The organism is Dysgonomonas sp. GY617, from assembly GCF_015233815.1.
Classification (GTDB): Bacteria; Bacteroidota; Bacteroidia; order Bacteroidales; family Dysgonomonadaceae; genus Dysgonomonas_A.
Genome location: NZ_JADCLR010000029.1, coordinates 56,159 through 75,274 on the forward strand (window position 1 = coordinate 56,159; position 19,116 = coordinate 75,274).

Genomic DNA, 19,116 nt, shown 5'->3' on the forward strand with positions numbered 1-19,116 from the left:
GCGACCTTTAAGTGATAAGATGAGATCAGTACTTGTTGTATTTATATTATTTCTCTCGACTATAGTTGTCTTTCCCCAGTCAAATAAAATAAAAGACTTGGAGAATAAGAGGAAACTGGCTCTACGCGAAATAGAGAGTACAACCTTGTTACTGAATGAGACTAAAAAAAATACTTCCACATTACTAAGTAGAATCAATCTTTTGACTGAACAAATAAGTTCTCGTCAGCGATTGATTTCTTTGCTTAATCAAGAAGTTGCCGCTATTTCTGAACAGCAGGCAATGACCGAAAAAGAGATAGTTATTCTTTCTGCCAATCTCAAAAATCAACAAAAATCGTATGCCAGAGCAGTACAAGGTATTGTTTTGAGAAAACAAAGCGGTAATAAATTATTGTTTGTTTTGTCGGGGAGTTCTTTGGCTGAATCGCTTCGCCGTATGAAGTATCTAAAAGATTATTCGGAATGGAGAGATAATCAGATTTCTGACATCAAACAAAAGCAGAAAACTCTAGAGGAGAAAAAAGCGGCTCTTGAAAAATCGAAGGCCGAAAAGAATGCTTTGTTAGGTAATCGAGAGAAAGAACAAACTAATTTACAAAAGGAAGAGGAGGTTCATAAACAAGAGGTTTCGGATGCCAGTAAGAAGCAAAAGGAACTGCAAAGTATATTACAAACCAAACAGAAGCAAGCTAATAATCTGAATGCTCAGATTGAGAAACTGATTGCTCAGGAAGTTGAGCGACAAGAACGCGAAGCCAGACGTTTGGCAGAAGAACAAGCTCGTCGAGAAAAACTTAAAAGAGAAAGGGCAGAGCGAGCAGCAAAGGCTGAACGAGACAGACGTGAAGCTGCAAGAAATGCGAATAAGCCACCTGTAAAATCAGAGGAGCCAAAAGAAGAGGAAGTTGCTCCAAAGATAGAAAGAGAATCGCCAAGAGAGCGAGAAGAAGTTGCGATGGCTACACCTACGGTAACAGCTGAAAACTTCAAGCTTTCATCTAACTTCGCAGCCAATAAAGGACGCTTACCAATGCCCGTAACTGGTAGTTATAGTATTGTAGGACGTTTTGGTACGCAGCAGAACAGTAGGTGGAGAGTAACTACCAATAGTAATGGTATAGATATACAAGCACGATCGGGAGCCCAAGCCCGTGCCGTTTTTGGAGGAGAAGTATCACGTGTGGTAGCATTCCCCGGATTTAATAACTGTATTATTATACGACATGGAGGGTATTATTCGTTCTATGGAAATATTCAGCAGATTTTTGTCAAGCAAGGGCAAAAAATATCTGCTGGACAAGCTCTAGGGACGGTTTATACCGATTCGGATACAGGGAACTCTCAACTGCATTTTCAGTTGTGGCAAGGAACAACCAAATTGAATCCTGAGCCATGGCTTCAAAAATAAAAGTAAAAGAGCAAATCTTGGATCTACCAAAAGTGGAAGATTCAAGAGGCAATCTTTCTTTTATTGAAGAAGGCGGACAAATTCCGTTCAAAATAGCGCGTGTTTATTGGATATCCGATGTTCCTGCAGGACAGAAGAGAGGCAGCCATGCCTTTAAAACGCAGGAAGAAATAATAATTGCCCTTTCGGGAAGTTTTGACGTTGTTTTGAATGATGGCAAAGAAACGCGAACTTATCAACTCAATAGAGCCTATAAAGCATTGTATGTTCCTGCAAAAATGTGGCGCACATTAGAAAACTTTGCAACGAATTCGGTTTGCCTTGTTATTTCGTCCGGAGCTTATGATGAGGTTGAATATATTCGTAATTTCAAAAAGTTTAAACAATTTCTAAAAATAGAAGAAGGTCAGACAGAGGCGAACCCTTTGGAGTCTGAATCTATTCAAGAAAGTAAAACTATAGTCCAGGATAATACAGTTTTGGGATGCTCTCAGATTCAATTGCCTGCAATAAAAAGCAGGGCAGGAAATCTAACGCCAATACATTGTTCCTTGGATATTCCTTTTGATGTGAAGCGTGTTTTCTTTGTATATGATATTCCTTACGGTAAAACTAGAGGGATGCACGCACACAGAAAGTGTCATCAGTTTCTTTTGGCTGCCAGTGGTAGTTTTGACGTTGAGCTTGATGATGGAAAGAGTAAAAGATCGATAAGTGTAAACAGACCTACGCAAGGTATACATGTTCTGCCCGGAATATGGTCTAAAGAATATAATTATTCATCAGGAGCTATTTGTCTGGTACTGGCTTCTGAGGCTTATACCGAAGAAGATTATATACGGAAGTATAGCGATTTTAAAAAGATGTATGGGAATTGAGGTCACAAACCCCTATGATAACTCTAACGATTGACATTTGATGTTACTTAGAATAGAAAAATATAATATTGAATATAAGTCCGTTTGGGATGACTTTGTGTCTTCTTCCCGAAACGGAACTTTTTTGTTTTATCGGGATTATATGGAGTATCATTCTGATCGTTTCACAGATTACTCATTGATGTTTTTTGAGAAAGATAAACTTGTGGCATTGTTGCCTGCAAATATTCAAGAGAATGTATTTTATTCTCATCAGGGACTAACTTATGGTGGTTTGGTTCTGTCATGTAATACAAAGACTTCTCAAACTATTGAAATACTGGGTAGAGGTATTGAATATCTTCAACAATGCGGAGTAAATAAAATTATATATAAATCGATTCCCTATATATACCATTGTCATCCATCACAAGATGATTTGTATGCTCTCTTTCGAAGTAATGCGACATTGCTGTCAAGAACTATATCTTCAACGATTGATCTCTCTGATAGGCTTGATTATGCCGAATTGAGAAAGAGACAAATAAAAAAGGCCGATAAGCTGAATCTTACAGTTTGTGAATCTGAATCCTTTGCTGAGTTTTGGACTGTTTTGGAACAGAATCTAAAAGAGAACCATCAGGCAGTAGCTACTCATTCATTATCCGAAATAGAATATCTTAGAGATAAGTTTCGTGAAAATATCCGATTGTTTTGTACCTTAAAAGATGATAAGATAGTAGCTGGATGTGTAATATTTGAAACCGATACGGTAGCTCACACTCAGTATATATCTGCTTTGGAAGAAGGTAAAGAGAATGGTGCACTAGATTTTCTATTCGATCACTTGATAAATAACGTTTTCGATAAAAAGAGGTATTTCGACTTCGGTACATCTACCGAGGATAACGGACATTTTCTCAACGAAGGGTTGATATCCCAAAAAGAAGGCTTTGGAGCCAGAGGTGTCGTGTATGATACCTACCAAATAGAACTAACCAAATAAAAAGTGTTTAATGATATGTTTTAGAATCATAGCAGAGTTGTTGTGTTTCATGAAACGATAAAAAAGGTCTGAGACCTTAACTACATAGAAATGAATTTTAATTCCTTATTTAGAAGAAAAGATATTAGTAACGAAGGACATGTTGGAGAGATTCAGGATCATGGACTTAAAAGAATATTGGGAGTAAAAGACCTTACACTTTTTGGTGTTGCGGCAATAATTGGTGCAGGTATTTTCAGTACTATCGGTCGTGCCGCCTTTCATGGAGGGCCTGCCGTTTCGTTACTGTTTGTGTTTGTAGCCATAGCATGTGTTTTTACAGCTTTGTGTTATGCACAGTTTGCCTCTATGATTTCTACCAGTGGTAGTGCTTATACTTATACATATGCTACATTGGGCGAGATTTTTGCTTGGGCAATAGGTTGGGCTCTTATTCTCGAATATTCAGTATCCAATATGGTTATTGCTATTTCTTGGTCGGGATATTTCATGACAATGCTCGAAGGATTTGGAATACATTTTCCGCATTACCTGTCCATTGGTTATCTAAATGCTTACGAGTCATACCAGAAGGTGATGGCTGGTTTGCCCGATCTTCCGACCAATGTATTACAATCGGCTGAAATATATCGTAATGCTCCCGAAATTTTCGGATATAAGATATTAATCAATTTACCTGCAGGAGGTATTATTATACTGCTTACCTCACTAGTTTTTGTTGGGATTAAAGAATCTAAAACGGTAAATAATCTATTAGTTTATCTAAAAGTCGGAATTATTTTATTCGTAATTTTAGCTGGATTCTTTTTTGTAAAACCGGCAAACTGGTCGCCATTTGCTCCCAATGGAGTAGGCGGAGTATTAGGTGGGGTTGCTGCTGTCTTTTTCTCATTTGTGGGATTCGACTCAGTTTCTACTACTGCCGAAGAATGTAAGAACCCACAACGCGATATGCCTCGTGCTATGCTTTACTGTTTGGCAATATGTACAGTTTTGTACATTGCGATTACGCTAGTCCTGACGGGTATGGTAAGCTATAAAGAATTAGGTGTAGATGATCCTTTGGCCTATGTTTTTCAACTAGTCAATATGGATTTTATTGCAGGTGTAATATCTGTAAGTGCAGTAATAGCTATAACGAGTGCGATATTAGTATTTCAGATTGGACAACCGCGTATTTGGATGACGATGAGTCGCGATGGTTTGTTGTGGCCTAAGTTTGGAAAAATTCATAAAAAGTTCAAAACTCCTGCTTTTGCAACTATTATTGCAGGGATATTGGTGAGCGTACCTTCGTTCTTTCTGGATATGCAATTTGTCGTAGACCTTACAAGTGTAGGTACATTCTTTGCTTTTATCCTTGTTTGTTCAGGAGTTTTATATCTCGACTATAAAGGATACAGCAAGAAAGCTAAGTTTAAAGTGCCTTATGTGAATGGAAAATATATAGTGTCGATTTTCTTCCTTGTAGCTTTCGCTCTTTTTATATTGAAGTTAGACTATAAGACTATTCTAGAAGAAAAACCATTATTGATTGTTTTTTGGATAGCATGGGTTGGACTTTCTGTTGCAGCCTATAAATTTAGATTTTCTTTGTTGCCAACATTGGGTATCCTTACTAATTTGTATCTTATGACCGAATTAGGATGGTCAAATTGGTTGATGTTTTTAATGTGGTTAGCTATTGGTTTGACTATCTATTTCCTATATGGATATAAAAAGAGTAAATTAGCCACCATTATTAAGAGATAAAAAGGTCTGTGACTTTAAAAGGTATAAGCGTATGATTCCCTTTCTTGACCTCAAAAAAGTAAATGAAAAATATCAGTCGGAGATTGAGCAAGCCGTTTTGCGTGTAGTTCGGTCGGGTTGGTATATACTTGGTGAAGAAGTAAAACAATTTGAGAACTCTTTTGCAGAGCATTGTCAGGCAGAATATTGTATAGGGGTTGGCAATGGTTTAGAGGCTATTAAATTAATTCTGTGTGCTTATAAAGAACTTGGATTAATGAGTGATGGCGATGAGGTAATAGTGCCAGCCAATACATATATTGCTACAATATTAGCTATAACCGAAAGTGGACTGACTCCAATATTGGTAGAACCAGATATCAAGACATACAATATCGATCCGAAAAAGATCGAAGAGAAAATAACATCAAGAACTAAAGCGATTTTGCCCGTTCATCTCTATGGATTATGTTGTCCTATGGATGAGATTAATAAAATTGCTCAAAAATACAACCTGAAAGTAATTGACGATGCTGCTCAAGCTCATGGAGCAGTGTATGGAGGATTGCCAGTCGGAGGGTTGTGTGATGCCACTGCTTTTAGCTTTTACCCCACTAAAAATCTGGGAGCATTGGGTGATGCAGGAGCTATTACTACAAATGATAAACAATTGGCAGAAGTTATCAGAGCATTGGCTAATTATGGAACAGAAACTAAGTATATAAATAAATACAAAGGTTTTAATTCTCGTTTGGACGAAATGCAAGCAGCTATACTAGCTGTAAGATTAAAATACTTGAAAGACGATACAATATACAGACAAGAGCTAGCCTCAAAATATTTAAATGAAATAGTAAACAATCATATTGTACTGCCTTTTGTTAGCATTATTGAAGAGCATGCCTTCCATATGTTTGTTATACGTTGCCAAAAAAGAAACGAACTACAAAAATATCTATTAGAGCAAGGTGTCCAAACACAGGTTCATTATCCTATACCACCCCATAAACAAGAAGCTTATAAAGAGTGGAATAATCTTTCGTTTCCTATAACAGAAAGAATCCATGATGAGGTATTAAGCTTGCCCTTAAATACAGCTTTAACTTTTTCTGAAATAACTGAGATAGTTGATGTCGTGAATAAATTTTAATTATTCGTAAAAATAAGCTGTGCGATTGTAAGGTTGTAACTCGTAACTGTACTCATATTGGCACAAGGAACCAGCAAATTTTGGAGCTTAATAATGTATAACTACAGATATGTTCTGCTTATTTTATGGTTAAGAAATGTGTTGTGTTCGAAAAAAGCTATACATTTGGCTATTTTTAACGAATAAGGTCACAGACCTATTTATTGTCAATCGAAAGATAAGAACGACTGATGATTGTAATTGAGAAATGTGGCACTAAATTCTAATTTTTACTTAACTTATGAGTAGCAATAAAAGGCATAAAGTACCTTTCGGACCGATAGGTATAATTATGGCAATCGGAGTAGTGTTTGGCGATATAGGAACGTCCCCACTATATGTGATGAAATCTGTATTGGAGGCACTTCCCGACAATCAACTCTCTCGTCCTGAGTATATTATTGGAGCGGTTTCTTGTGTAATCTGGACTTTAACTATCCAAACTACACTTAAATACGTAATTCTTACTTTAAGAGCCGATAATAAAGGTGAGGGGGGAATCTTAGCTCTTTATGCACTCATTCGACAGAAATATCGTTGGGCTTATGTGGTTGCTGCCCTAGGTGCAGCTACTTTATTGGCTGATGGTGTAATAACTCCTGCTATGACTGTTATAACCTCCATGGAGGGGTTGAATAATATAGTTCCCGAAGTTCCTATTGTACCTGCTACTCTGCTTATTGTTATGGGTATATTCCTCATACAACCTCTGGGTACAAGCTCGTTGGGTAAGTATTTTGGTACGGCTATGTTAGCTTGGTTTGTTATGATTGGGGTTATGGGGCTCAGTCAATTCGTTTTAGATTTAAGTGTGATAAAAGCGTTTAATCCTCTTTATGCTATTCGATTTCTGATAGAAGCACCTCATACGATGTTTATACTAGGTGCGGTTTTCCTTTGTACGACAGGAGCCGAAGCCTTATATTCCGATCTGGGACATTGTGGACTTAAGAATATTCGTATTTCTTGGGTTTTCGTTAAAATAACTTTGATACTTAATTATTTAGGACAAGCTGCATGGATTATCGATAATCCATCTCTTGTACAACATGGTATCAATCCTTTCTTTAGCATGATGCCTTCATGGTTTAGCTTCATTGGTGTGGCTATGGCTACCGTTGCCTCTATTATTGCCAGTCAGGCTCTTATTAGTGGCTCATTTACGGTAATAAGCGAGGCTATCTCTCTGAATCTATGGCCTAATGTGAAGATAAAATACCCTACGCATATCAAAGGACAGATGTATATTCCGTCTGTTAACTTTACGATGATGATATTTTGTGCTATCATTATTATGATGTTCCAATCTTCGTCGCGACTAGAAGCGGCTTACGGGCTGGCTATTACTTTGAGTATGTTGATGACTACCATGTTGCTCTACTTATACTTTAAAGAAACGAAGAAGCCTATTTGGTTTAGTGTTCCTGTTTCGTTATTCTTCTTCATTATAGAGTTTAGTTTCTTTGTTGCCAATATGCAAAAATTCGCACATGGAGGTTTTGCATCTATCCTTATAGCCGGAATTATTTTCTTTATGATGTATTCGTGGTTCAATGGTCGTCGGATCAAACGCCACTATACAACTTACGATCAGATAAATGAGCCTTATTTAGCTCATATTCAAGAAATAAGTGAGGATACTACAATTCCTAAGACTGCAACTAATCTAGTATATATCACCAAAGCCAATAACAAACATGCTTTGGAGAGTAAAATTACCTATTCGTTATTTAAGAAATTTCCCAAAAGGGCAGATACATATTGGTTTGTCCGTATTAAAAGAACAGATGCTCCTTATGAGTTTGATTATGAGGTTAAGACTTTTGTTCCCGGTAAAATATTCAGAATCGACCTAAGGGTTGGTTTTAAAGTTGGGGTACATGCAGATAAATATGTTCGTTTGATATGCTACAATATGGAACGGGATAAAAAAGTCGATTTATCGTCTCGTTACCCATCTATGCATAAAGCAAAAGGCGATTTTTCTTTTATTGTAGTAGATCGTATCTTCCGTAATATTGAACTTGAACCACGCCAACGAATAACATTAGCTTGGTATAATCTGATTAAGAGATTTAGTACATCTGATACTCAAATGCTCGATCTTGACCCTTCGTTTGCGGTTGTAGAAACTGTTCCGTTAGTGAATGTGCATCATAAAGATGATATTCTGGACAGATTGATAAGTCAATCGGATCAGGCGGAGCAAGATCAAGAGGCTTAGTCCTTTTTATTACGAAGGATAGCAATGTAATCTGAGGTCTTAAATACTTAAGCCATTTAATAGTTTGTAATAATATTCTATTGCTTCCCTTATTTCATCGGGTTTAATGTATTCGTCCGCAGTATGTGAGCGAGCCGAATCTCCCGGACCCATTTTTACAGATGGAAACGACATCAAAGCTTGATCCGATAGTGTAGGAGATCCATAAGGTTCTCTGCCCATTACTATTGCCCGTTGAACAAAAGGATTTTCAATTGCAATTTTGGAAGAATTGAGACGATATGAACGGGGTGTAACTTCACACTCTGTATGCTTATTGATAATATGGAATAATTCTTCGTTGCTATAACATTCGTTACTGCGTACATCTACAACAAACGAACACTTGTCGGGAACAACATTATGCTGTGTACCTGCATTAACCATTGTTACAGACATTTTTACTGGGCCAAGTAAATCGCTAACGTTTGGAAATTCGAAAGTGCGGAACCATTCTATATCTTTTATTGCTTTATAGATGGCATTTACACCCTCATTACGAGCAGCGTGTCCCGATTCTCCTGTTGCTACGCAATCTAATACCATCAAGCCTTTTTCTGCGATGGCAGGATGCATTCCGGTTGGTTCTCCTACAATGGCAAAATTAGGAGTAGGTAATTCTTTTAAAGCCAATTCTACACCTTCTTTACCTGATACTTCCTCTTCACAAGAGGCCAGAAATATAAGATTATAGTCTTGGGCTTTTTGTGTCAATAGAAAAAATGTATGCATAAGGCTAACTAAACTAGCTCCGGCATCATTACTACCTAGTCCGTATAAGCGATCGTTTTCCTCTAGCGCTCCAAAAGGATCTTTGTTCCATCCCGAAACAGGTTTTACTGTGTCAATGTGGGAATTTAATAATATGGTTGGTTTCGTTTCCGAAAAATCGGGAGACTTTATCCATATATTATTCCCTTTTCGTTGAGGTGTGAAGCCCATATCCCGAATGTATGATTCGATCATGTCGGCTACTTCGTTCTCTTGTCTGCTATATGAGGGGATGCGGATCATATTTTTTAATAGATCTACTGCATCATAAAATAATTCGTCAATATCTTTTTCCATAACAAAAACAAAGATAAAATATTGACTTGAATATGCGAGATGGAACAAACGAAATAAAGAAGTATAGGAGAAATTTATCTATCAAAAAGACAAAAAGAATATCTTTGTGCTTATTCTTAACAAACAAATACAAAACTAAAAAATCATCTTATGAAAGTTTACTTCTTAACACTAATCACTTTAGTGTCTTTTTTTTGGGTGTCATGTAATGATGATCACAATGATAATGGACAATCTGAGACTATTTATCTGCCTGGAAAAATTATTAATAAATCGTTGGAAGAAGGCAATGAAGGGAGTGTAGCTCTTTATTTTCGTTATGATAAGGAAAATAGAGTGACTTATATAATTCAGTCTATGAATGAAGCTCCTGTTGAAAAAGGTGATACCCTTAGTTTCGTATACGATACTCAAGGACGTTTATCTTCTGTTGTGACTCCATTTGATACTACCAGGTTTACGTATAGTGGCAATAAAGTATTTTGTGTACAAAATAATGCCAACACTTATTATAGAGATACATTAGAGTTGGGAAGTAATGGTGAACTTCTTAAATTATATAGTGCAGAATACCTTTATACTTATGAGTATGACTCGAAAGGAAATTTAATGCAATATATTGGAAAAGAAATGCTTGGAGGGCAGACTTCTGTGACAACCTTAACGTACGATGATAAGAATGGCTTATTTAAGAATATAAAAATACCATCTTGGTATTTTATAAAAGGGCAAGGGTTCCCCTTATGTTTTGTAAATAATACTCTGCAAGAATTGCATGCAGATGGAAGTGCAGACATATTTACTTGCAAATACAATGATGTAAACTATCCGATAAGTGTAGAAGTGGATGGCGAAAATAAGTTTCTCTTGACTGTTGAATATATTACAGTGAAAAAATAGAAGAAGCTAAGGGCATCTCATTTTAAAAGCGCGGCACTTTATAGAGTCGTGCTTTTTTTGTAATTTTATACTTGGTCTAAATCTGATATAATTAAACATAAGAGATGGTTACTATTACAATTGAGGAGAGGGAATTTATTGAACGCACCATAAAAGAGTGTAAAGAGTGTTTTGCAGGAATGATAGATACCGATGGTTTACCCTATGTTATTCCAATGAATTTTGGATATAAAGATGATGTAGTCTATTTGCATTCAGGACCCGAAGGTACTGCCGTTCGTTCGCTCGAGAATAATCCGAATATCTGTATTACATTTTGTACACCTTCTGAAATCACACATCAACATGAAGAAGTTGCTTGTAGCTACCGTGTACAAGGAAGCAGTGTTATCTGCCGAGGTAAAGTAACTTTTGTAGAAGATTTTGATGAGAAGGTGGAGATTCTTAACATCTTGATGGAACAATATACAGACCGACCTTTTAAATATTCAGATCCAGCTGTTCGAAATGTAAAGATCTGGAAAATCCCTGTTGATAAAATGACCGGAAAAGTATTTGGTGTGCCTTATAAGGAATCTCATCATTATAAAAAAGATTAGAACATGAAAAAAATAGGATTGTTGTCGGATACCCATAGTTATTGGGATGAAAAATATAAGCATCATTTTGCTGATTGTGATGAGGTATGGCATGCCGGTGATATAGGTTCGTTCGATTTGACTTTGAAGTTTGAAGCTTTCAAACCTTTTAGGGCTGTATACGGAAATATAGATGGTGCTGATATAAGAGCTGCATACCCTGAATTTTTAAGGTTTACTCTTGAAGGGGTAGATGTCCTTATGACTCATATCGGTGGTTATCCCGGAAGGTACGATCCTAGGGTACGTACTATTTTGCAGACCGATCCACCGAAGTTATTTATCTGCGGACATTCGCATATTCTGAAAGTAATGTACGATAAAAAATACAATTGTTTGGATATAAATCCCGGTGCTGCCGGCAAGTACGGCTTTCATAAAGTACGGACTTTGTTGAGGTTTGTGCTTGATGAAGGAAATATCAAAGACTTAGAAGTAATAGAGCTCTCGGATTGAGAGCTCTTCTTTTGTAATGTGGTATGCTAAATATTATAGCAATATTTTATACTACCAAAGCAATTAAAATATCTACAGTCTTATTTTTTGTGCTTAGAATGTCTTCTGTCGTCAAAAGTAGATATAAACAGAAATACACTGCATGCCGATGTTATTAATATAAAAGGCATATAAAGTGAGGGAGATGTTAGAGCCTCACTTCCGTAAGTGAAATATACTCCAATACCAAGTATGGCTATCAAGGAGTACATTACTCCAAGTATAGACAATATACTTCCGAAACCCGAACGTGTCTTCGACGCTTGCTGTTTCGATAAAGCTTTTTCTGTTTCAATCTGTTGCATAATTCTGAATTTCAGATTGTCACTTGCTTCAAGCCTTGTTCCGGATAGTAAATCACGGAATTGGCTATCTTCTATGTTATTTTTAATATCCTTTTCCATATTATAAATGTACTATTTTTTTTATGTCCAATAAGGTCATGACTTTAAACTTTTTCATAATGCATCATTGTTCCTATAATATCAGCAAATCGCTTTCGTGCCCGATGTAGTTTTACTTTAATATTCGATTCACCCAATCCCGTTATCAGAACTATATCTTTAATGGAGTTCTCTTCCAAATAATATAGAGTGAGTAATAGACTCTCGTCTTTAGGCATCTTTTCTAAAGTTTCGTTGATAACGGCCTTTCTTTCTTGTTCGTCTATCCTCTCTAATGTATCCCATTCGGAGAAAGAACTTTCGGTATCCATATGTTGGTAGTCAACATATTCGGTGTTGAAGCCCGAACTGCTTATGTGGGTTAGGGCAGTATTGTATACTATTCGGTAAAACCATGTCGAGAATTTGCTGTCGGTTCTGAATGTATGCAAGTTATGAAAAGCTTTTACATAAGCATTCTGCACGATATCTTCGGCATCCTGCTTATTTCCGCAGATACGAAAGGCTATGGTTATTGCCATATCCTGATAGGTATCTACAAAATAGGCAAAGGCGGACGTATCCCCCTTTAAAACCTGTTTTATTTGTAGCTTTTCATCCATTGGTTTTATTCCTCTAAATCTTTATCTTTAGTCACAAGGTAGAATAAGACATAGGCTAGTCCAAGAAACAGAAGCACGCAAGCTGCCATGGTGTAACCTTCTTGTAAGGCAAGGAATGTTTCTGCTATATTTCCTATAATCAAACCTAGAGCGATACCAATGCATAGGAATCCATTTCTCAAAGACCTGTATCTGTTTGGCGTAGGTTTCGATTTAGGTGGAGGTACGATGCCTTGTTTGATCAACTCCAGATTTTCTTTGCTTCTTGTTCGTAATGCTACAAGTCCGAGATACATTCCAAATCCTATAGGAAGAGCAACTGCTGATAGGATTGCTATAATTGGTATTAAACCATCTTCTATAAAGTCCATAATTATTGGTTGTTTTAGTTGTTATTAATTTGTTTTCATGAATATGACTAGACGAACTTTGAAATGGTTACAAATTTGGATGATTTTTATTTTTTTCTCCCCATTCGTTCATTTGATCCAATATGTTTCTTAAAGATAATCCCCATTCACTTAATTGATATTCAACGTGTGGAGGCTTTATTGGATATACTGTTTTTGTAATAAGTCCATCAGATTCTAGTTCCTTGAGTTGTGCAATAAACATACGCTCTGTTATACCCGGAATTTTTCTTTTCAATTCTCCATATCTCATGCTGCCATTATCTAGGAGTACGGCAAGTATACTTATTTTCCATCTTCCGCCAATTAGGGATAATGTGAAAAACATTCCGCAATTTTCATTCAGATAGTTTTTGTTGATTGAATTAGTAGAGTTTTCTTTTTTCATTTTACGGTGTGTAGTACCTACAATTTTGTAGGTAATTGATTAGCGCTAAGTAATGCAATACATTTGTAAAAAAAAAAGAATATGGGAAAATTAATTAGTGTTTTACATTGGTGTGCTTACGTTTATTATATCTATATATTTGGATATGCCAGTCTTTACAAAGTTTTTCAAAAAAAGACAATGATGGATAGTATGTTATCTCTAGGATTCAATAAACCTTTTACAATAATAATAGGTGTAGCCGAATTAATTGGGGTTATATTGTTATTAGTGGGCTTTTGGCATCATGGGGTGAGAAATATAGGAGTTTTGTTTTTGACTCCCTTCGCAATTGGTGCACTGACTGCACATTTTGCTCATCAAGAGTATAATCATTATTATAATGCTTTGATATGTTGTGTTCTATCAGGTTTTCTACTGCTTACAGATAAGCACTTTCAGATTACAGTTTGATCTTGATTTTCAGATTATCTGTATAGCGATTATCTTAATATTAATAAATGAGGCATCAGAAATAACTTCTGATGCCTCATTTTGATTCTTAAAAGTGCGAGAAAGCGATTATCCTTTAATAACTAAGCAGATACTATCTTCTAATGCTGTAACTGAATGAATAACACCCGCAGGAATTGGAGTTTCTTCATATTGAGATAGCATTACCATTTTATCTCCTTCTTTATATACTACTTTGCCTTCTAATACTACCAGTTTGGCAGAAATATCGGTTTTGTGATCATCTAGAATCATATTCTTGATAAAGCCAATAGCTATTACTTTGAAATTTGTTCCGCTTTGCAACACTTTTGCAATAGGGCGTTTAGCAGACTCTAGGTCTTTTAGTATTTGTTTTATAGTCATGTCTTTATTTTTTTATAATATAAGTTTCTATTTTGTTATTCTCATTTTTGCTCCAGCAAACATATCCCTTGGTTTGTAAAATATCGATGATGGGAGTAGGTACAAATGGTGTTATCAATTTCAATATCTGCTCTGTTTGTAATGATTGAGCTTTATCAATAATTTGTTTCATGGGGCTTTTGCCTTCGTCTATAATAGGACAGACGTCGAATACCTCAACAATCGTATTCTCATTCACCCATTCTGGTTTAGGTGTAAACTTATCGGATTGAGTAATATCTATATTAGCTGGGCATAGATTTACTTTTTTCCTCAAGGTAGAAATCATTTCTCCCGGATTGAGCCCTGCAATCTCAGATATTTGCTTTAATGTTGCGACCCTTGCAATTGTTTTTCTGAGAATTGGATTCTTGAGCTTAGCAAAGGAGGGTGATAATTCTAATAATATTTCTTCTAATTGAGGATAATGATCGAGCATTTCCGCAACCTTTGTCTGAAGATTTATATCCAGTGGCTTTTCCATATTACTTCGACGTATAAGAAAGTAACCTTTGTTCTCCTTCCAGTTTACGATATTCGGTAAGATCCTGAGTACATTCTATAACTCCTAGATATTCTCCTTCTTCGTTTCTCATTGCAATATATTCGATGTATATGAAACGACCTTTAAAATTAATCCAGAATGCAGCGTTGGTTTCTTTACCACTTTTGAAATCACTTAATATCTGTTCAACTATATGAACACTATGTGGAGGGTGGCACAGTTGTACACTGCGTCCTATGATGGCTCTGTTTCTGTCAAAAATACGGTGAGGTCCTAATGAGAAGAATTTAACCTTGTCATCTTTATCCACAAATGTAAGATCCATCGGTAAGATATTAAATAGAGCAGTTAGTTCTTCTACCGAGAAACTTCCAGTTGGTAGTTGCATACTTCCGTTACCCGAATAAGTAACCTTACTTATTTCGATATTCTCGGGAGTCCATTTGTCCGTAGGGTCATAAAGACAAAATCCGAACTCAGTCGTCTGTTGATATACTTGATACCACTCCTCATCGGTCAGTGTATCCATAGACATGGGTAGGAGTATCTCTTCTTCCTTCATAATCATACCTTCTATGGCAGATAATGCAGGCTCTAACGTATAGGCTATGGCGGTGCATAAATCGCCAACAGACAGACTTTCGGGTATACTTAATATTTCGTGAGCCGCTTTGAGTAGGGCACGTGTTTCGTCATGTTTACCCCACATTACTTTGGGAGGACCTGTTATGTCGTGCTTTTCTAGAAAAGGAAATAGCAAGTATTCTTTTCTGAGGTAGTGTTTGTCAACATCCGATAAAGCGTTGAAGCATCCTTTCAACTCAATCAGATAGCTTTTTATCTCCTCTTCTTTTAAATTGGGGGCTTTTATAAATGACTCTCTGGTTTGAGCTATTACTTTTGCCAGCTCTTGATTTTCTTTCTTAAATGTATCAACAGGATGACCTGCCGGAACGGGGCGTGCTGCCGATTGGTCGATATGACCATCCAAGACGGCTGTATGTATATCGCAAAGTTTGAGTACCTCTTCAGTTGGTAATCCTTCATTTATAAGTTCTTGTTCTACTTGTACCACATCGTCGTAAGGAATGCTTCGAAGTAGTTCTTCAAGTCTTTTTCGTACAATATCAGGAGCTTCTCCTTTGTGTAATTGAAGAATTAGGTGTTTTAGAAGTTCTCTCTTTTTTTCTGAATTATTTATAAGTTCGCTCATGGCTCAATTGTATTTGTTATTTGAATGTATACAAAGCTAATACTATTGTTATCCAGAAATTTGTATCAAATGTTACAGCCTATGTTTTTACTTCGAGAAGCTACTTCTTATTATAGGTTGTTATGTGCCTTTTCTTTTTAGATGTTAGATACTTTTTTTTAGAAAGTATGGAATAATAACTCTTTTTAGTGAATAAATACAGATAAGTTTTATAAATTGCATGGTATTAAGTTCACTGAACGATTCATTATAAGAAGACCGAACTAAGATCAACTAAAACACGAAATACTATGTTACCCCCAAATTACGAACAGCTAGTAGGCGAGTTGTCGAAAAAGATCGACCCAAAACGCCTGATAACAAATCCTCTTCAACTTTTGGCATATGGCACCGATGCAAGTTTTTACAGGCTTATACCTAAACTCGTAGTACAGGTACATTCCGAAGAAGAGGCGGTAGAGGTAATCCGTCAAACAGGTAGACTCAATATTCCGGTAACATACCGGGCAGCAGGCACCAGCCTTTCGGGGCAGGCAATTACCGATTCGGTATTAATGGTAGCAACGCATCAGTGGAAGAAGTATTCTATTCTTGATGATGGCTTGAAAATAAGGCTTCAACCGGGTATTACCGGTTCGAGAGCTAATATATTTCTCGTTCCATATGGTCGTAAGATAGGACCCGATCCTGCTTCTATAAATGCAGCTATGATTGGAGGTATTGCTTCTAACAATGCTAGTGGTATGTGTTGCGGAACATCGCAAAACTCATATAAAACAATAGCTGATATTCGCATCGTACTGTATGACGGAACGATACTGGATACAGCTGATAATGAAAGTAAACAAGCTTTCATGCAGAAACATCCTGAGATCATCAGAGAAATAGAACAATTGAGAGATGATATAAAAGCGGACAGCGTTTTAGATGAAAGAATAAAACGAAAGTTTAAAATTAAAAATACAACAGGCTATAGTATAAATGCTTTAGTCGACTTCGAAGATCCATTTGAGATAATCAAGCATTTGATGATTGGAGCAGAAGGTACTCTAGCCTTTATATCGGATCTTACCTATCATACGGTAGTAGATGAGAAATACAAGGCTTGTACTTTGATGATTTTCGATACTATTGAGAAAGCATGCGAAGCAACTCCTTTATTAAAAGAAAGCCCTGTTTCTGCTGTCGAACTATTAGATAGAGATTCTATCCGTTCGGTAGAAAACGATCCCGACGCACCTGCTTATTTCAAGGAGCTACCCGAAACTACTTGTGTATTATTGGTAGAGATTCAAGCAAATACAAAGGAAGAGATGGATCAGAAGGAAGCTGCAATTCGACAAGCGGTTGCTCCTATTCCTACCTATCAACCCTATGTATTCACATCCGATCCTAAGGAATATAACTTCAATTGGAAAGCACGTAAAGGATTACTTTCTTCTGTGGGAGGTTTAAGAAAAACAGGAACAACTTGCCTTATCGAAGATGTGGCTTTTCCCGTACCTCGTTTAGCAGAAGCTTGTATTGCTATAAAAGACCTTTTCAAACGATTAGAATATACAGATGCTGTTCTGTTTGGTCATGCCTTAGAAGGTAACTTGCACCTTGTTTTCTCTCAGGACTTCTCTACACCTGTTGAGGTGGAACGATATGCTAAACTGATGGACGACTTGTCGGATATTGTAGTGAATCAGTTCGATGGTTCATTAAAAGCAGAGCATGGAACAGGTCGTAATATGGCTCCGTTTGTAGAAAAAGAGTGGGGAGAAGCAGCTTACAAGATAATGCTGCGCATTAAGAATATATTCGATCCTAAGAAGTTGATTAATCCGGGAGTTATTATAAACCAGAATCCGAAGATTCACTTAGAGAATCTTAAACCTCTTCCCGAAACTCATGAATTGGTTGACAAATGTATGGAGTGTGGTTTCTGTGAGCCGAATTGTGTTTCGGAAGGATTGACTCTTTCGCCACGTCAACGAATTGTAATTGCTCGTGAGATATCGCGATTGAAAGCCGCAGGAGAAGATCCTGATAGATTGAAGAAGATGTTACACGATGCACAATACTTCTCGAACGAAACTTGTGCCACCGATGGACTTTGTGCATTGGCTTGTCCGGTGAAGATAGATACGGGTAAATTTATCAAAGATTTACGCCATCGTGAGGCTAGCGAAACAGCCATAGATTTAGCTGAATATATTGGCGATCATATGCCGGGTATTACTAATATAGGTCGGGTCGGTCTTAATACCGTGAGCTTCTTCCAAACAATATTGGGTGATAGCTTGATGGGAGGAATTGCCGGAAGTATGCGTTATCTGACCGGAAATTCTATTCCAAAGTGGAATAAATATATGCCTAAAGGAGCACGTAAGATCAAGCATACAATAGCAAATCCAGGGCAAGAAAATAAGGTCGTTTATTTCCCTTCTTGTATTAACCGTACGATGGGTAAATCTAAGGACTATAAGAAGGAAGATGTTGAATTGACTCGTAAGACAGAAGAACTACTTCAACGTGCAGGCTTTACAATCATCTACCCTGAAGGACTTAATGCTCTTTGTTGTGGTATGGCATTTAGCAGTAAAGGGTTGAAGGAGGAAGGATCACGCAAGTCTCAGGAGTTAGAGGATGCTTTGTACAAAGCATCCGAGGGAGGAAAGTATCCTGTTCTATTTGATATGAGTCCTTGCTTTTATACCTTCCACGAAGCATACACCAATAAAGATATCAAGATATATGACCCCATAGAGTTTATGCTTGATTTTGTTATGCCAAAGCTTCCCGTTAAGAACCCTCGTGAAGTGGTCAGTGTATTTCCTGTTTGCTCGGTTAAGAAAATCGGCATGGAGCAGAACTTATATAAGTTAGCAAAAATGTGTTCTAACAAAGTTGCCATGGTAGAAAGTAATTGCTGTGGTTTTGCTGGAGATCGAGGATTCACATATCCTGAACTGAACAAACATGGTCAAAGGCATTTAGCAGAACAAATTCCTGCGGGTTGTAAAGATGGATTTTCAACTAGTCGTACTTGCGAGATCGGAATGACAGAGTATAGTGATGTAAACTTCAAATCGATATTTTATTTGATTGATGAGGTGACAAGGTAAAACTAGTATACACATTTCTCTCATAT

Annotated in this window: 19 protein-coding genes; 11 read left to right on the forward strand and 8 right to left on the reverse strand. The window is 36.8% G+C overall.

The features are described 5' to 3' along the window. Positions 1 to 19: 19 nt before the first annotated feature. From IR022_RS15905 to IR022_RS15930, 6 genes are all read left to right on the forward strand, one after another. Positions 20 to 1,411, forward strand: a complete 1,392-nt coding sequence (locus tag IR022_RS15905; protein WP_194204470.1) for a murein hydrolase activator EnvC family protein — start codon at positions 20 to 22, stop codon at positions 1,409 to 1,411. Continuing rightward, a complete protein-coding gene (locus tag IR022_RS15910) occupies positions 1,396 to 2,289 on the forward strand; it encodes a WxcM-like domain-containing protein (protein WP_242053287.1) in 894 nt (297 codons plus the stop codon). The genes IR022_RS15905 and IR022_RS15910 overlap by 16 nt, the downstream gene beginning before the upstream one ends. 40 nt (positions 2,290 to 2,329) lie before the next feature. Continuing rightward, positions 2,330 to 3,274, forward strand: coding sequence for a GNAT family N-acetyltransferase (locus IR022_RS15915; RefSeq protein ID WP_194204471.1), 945 nt, complete (start codon positions 2,330 to 2,332; stop codon positions 3,272 to 3,274). Positions 3,275 to 3,364: 90 nt separating this feature from the next. Beyond that, entirely contained in the window at positions 3,365 to 5,026 is a 1,662-nt protein-coding gene (locus IR022_RS15920; protein WP_194204472.1) for an amino acid permease, read from the forward strand. 31 nt (positions 5,027 to 5,057) lie between these two features. Continuing rightward, positions 5,058 to 6,155 (forward strand): DegT/DnrJ/EryC1/StrS family aminotransferase, encoded by a 1,098-nt coding sequence (locus IR022_RS15925; RefSeq protein ID WP_194204473.1) that lies wholly within the window; start codon positions 5,058 to 5,060, stop codon positions 6,153 to 6,155. 280 nt (positions 6,156 to 6,435) lie between these two features. Continuing rightward, a complete protein-coding gene (locus tag IR022_RS15930) occupies positions 6,436 to 8,418 on the forward strand; it encodes a KUP/HAK/KT family potassium transporter (protein ID WP_050710697.1) in 1,983 nt (660 codons plus the stop codon). 39 nt (positions 8,419 to 8,457) lie between these two features. Here the strand turns inward: IR022_RS15930 and IR022_RS15935 are convergent, their stop codons facing one another. Continuing rightward, the gene (locus tag IR022_RS15935; RefSeq protein WP_194204474.1) at positions 8,458 to 9,525 is read right to left on the reverse strand and encodes a M20 family metallo-hydrolase; all 1,068 of its coding nucleotides are present in this window, start codon (positions 9,523 to 9,525) and stop codon (positions 8,458 to 8,460) included. A 150-nt stretch (positions 9,526 to 9,675) separates the two neighbouring features. Here IR022_RS15935 and IR022_RS15940 point away from each other — a divergent pair, with 150 nt between their 5' ends. The 3 genes from IR022_RS15940 (at position 9,676) to IR022_RS15950 (ending at position 11,519) form a co-directional block, all read left to right on the forward strand. Beyond that, the gene (locus tag IR022_RS15940; RefSeq protein ID WP_194204475.1) at positions 9,676 to 10,425 is read left to right on the forward strand and encodes a hypothetical protein; all 750 of its coding nucleotides are present in this window, start codon (positions 9,676 to 9,678) and stop codon (positions 10,423 to 10,425) included. A gap of 104 nt (positions 10,426 to 10,529) precedes the next feature. Then, complete coding sequence (locus IR022_RS15945) at positions 10,530 to 11,024, forward strand: pyridoxamine 5'-phosphate oxidase family protein (RefSeq protein WP_194204476.1); 495 nt, start codon at positions 10,530 to 10,532, stop codon at positions 11,022 to 11,024. A 3-nt stretch (positions 11,025 to 11,027) separates the two neighbouring features. Beyond that, positions 11,028 to 11,519 carry a metallophosphoesterase family protein gene (locus IR022_RS15950; RefSeq protein WP_194204477.1) on the forward strand — a complete coding sequence of 164 codons (492 nt, stop codon included), beginning with the start codon at positions 11,028 to 11,030 and terminating at the stop codon, positions 11,517 to 11,519. A gap of 80 nt (positions 11,520 to 11,599) precedes the next feature. Here the strand turns inward: IR022_RS15950 and IR022_RS15955 are convergent, their stop codons facing one another. The 4 genes from IR022_RS15955 to IR022_RS15970 all read right to left on the reverse strand — a co-directional run bounded on the left by IR022_RS15955 (position 11,600) and on the right by IR022_RS15970 (position 13,362). Further along, positions 11,600 to 11,962, reverse strand: a complete 363-nt coding sequence (locus tag IR022_RS15955) for a hypothetical protein (RefSeq protein WP_194204478.1) — start codon at positions 11,960 to 11,962, stop codon at positions 11,600 to 11,602. A gap of 44 nt (positions 11,963 to 12,006) precedes the next feature. After that, positions 12,007 to 12,564 (reverse strand): RNA polymerase sigma factor, encoded by a 558-nt coding sequence (locus tag IR022_RS15960; protein ID WP_050710703.1) that lies wholly within the window; start codon positions 12,562 to 12,564, stop codon positions 12,007 to 12,009. Between the two features lie 5 nt (positions 12,565 to 12,569). Further along, positions 12,570 to 12,935 carry a DUF6249 domain-containing protein gene (locus IR022_RS15965; protein ID WP_199327783.1) on the reverse strand — a complete coding sequence of 122 codons (366 nt, stop codon included), beginning with the start codon at positions 12,933 to 12,935 and terminating at the stop codon, positions 12,570 to 12,572. Positions 12,936 to 13,002: 67 nt separating this feature from the next. Further along, entirely contained in the window at positions 13,003 to 13,362 is a 360-nt protein-coding gene (locus tag IR022_RS15970) for a winged helix-turn-helix transcriptional regulator (protein WP_194204479.1), read from the reverse strand. Between the two features lie 81 nt (positions 13,363 to 13,443). Between IR022_RS15970 and IR022_RS15975 the strand changes: the two genes are divergently transcribed. Beyond that, positions 13,444 to 13,815: a DoxX family protein gene (locus IR022_RS15975; protein WP_194204480.1), complete on the forward strand. Its 372-nt coding sequence runs from the start codon at positions 13,444 to 13,446 to the stop codon at positions 13,813 to 13,815. 108 nt (positions 13,816 to 13,923) lie between these two features. Here the strand turns inward: IR022_RS15975 and IR022_RS15980 are convergent, their stop codons facing one another. Genes IR022_RS15980 through IR022_RS15990 form a run of 3 tightly spaced genes read right to left on the reverse strand, consistent with a single transcriptional unit; the run spans position 13,924 to position 15,977 of the window. Further along, on the reverse strand, positions 13,924 to 14,220 hold the full coding sequence (locus IR022_RS15980) for a hypothetical protein (protein ID WP_194204481.1): 297 nt from the start codon (positions 14,218 to 14,220) through the stop codon (positions 13,924 to 13,926). 4 nt (positions 14,221 to 14,224) lie between these two features. Continuing rightward, positions 14,225 to 14,743 (reverse strand): DUF1858 domain-containing protein, encoded by a 519-nt coding sequence (locus IR022_RS15985; protein ID WP_242053288.1) that lies wholly within the window; start codon positions 14,741 to 14,743, stop codon positions 14,225 to 14,227. 1 nt (position 14,744) lies between these two features. Continuing rightward, complete coding sequence (locus IR022_RS15990; RefSeq protein ID WP_194204482.1) at positions 14,745 to 15,977, reverse strand: DUF438 domain-containing protein; 1,233 nt, start codon at positions 15,975 to 15,977, stop codon at positions 14,745 to 14,747. 290 nt (positions 15,978 to 16,267) lie between these two features. On the opposite strand from IR022_RS15990, the gene IR022_RS15995 reads away from it, so the two are divergent. Then, positions 16,268 to 19,090 carry an FAD-binding and (Fe-S)-binding domain-containing protein gene (locus tag IR022_RS15995; RefSeq protein ID WP_194204483.1) on the forward strand — a complete coding sequence of 941 codons (2,823 nt, stop codon included), beginning with the start codon at positions 16,268 to 16,270 and terminating at the stop codon, positions 19,088 to 19,090. Positions 19,091 to 19,116 lie beyond the last annotated feature (26 nt).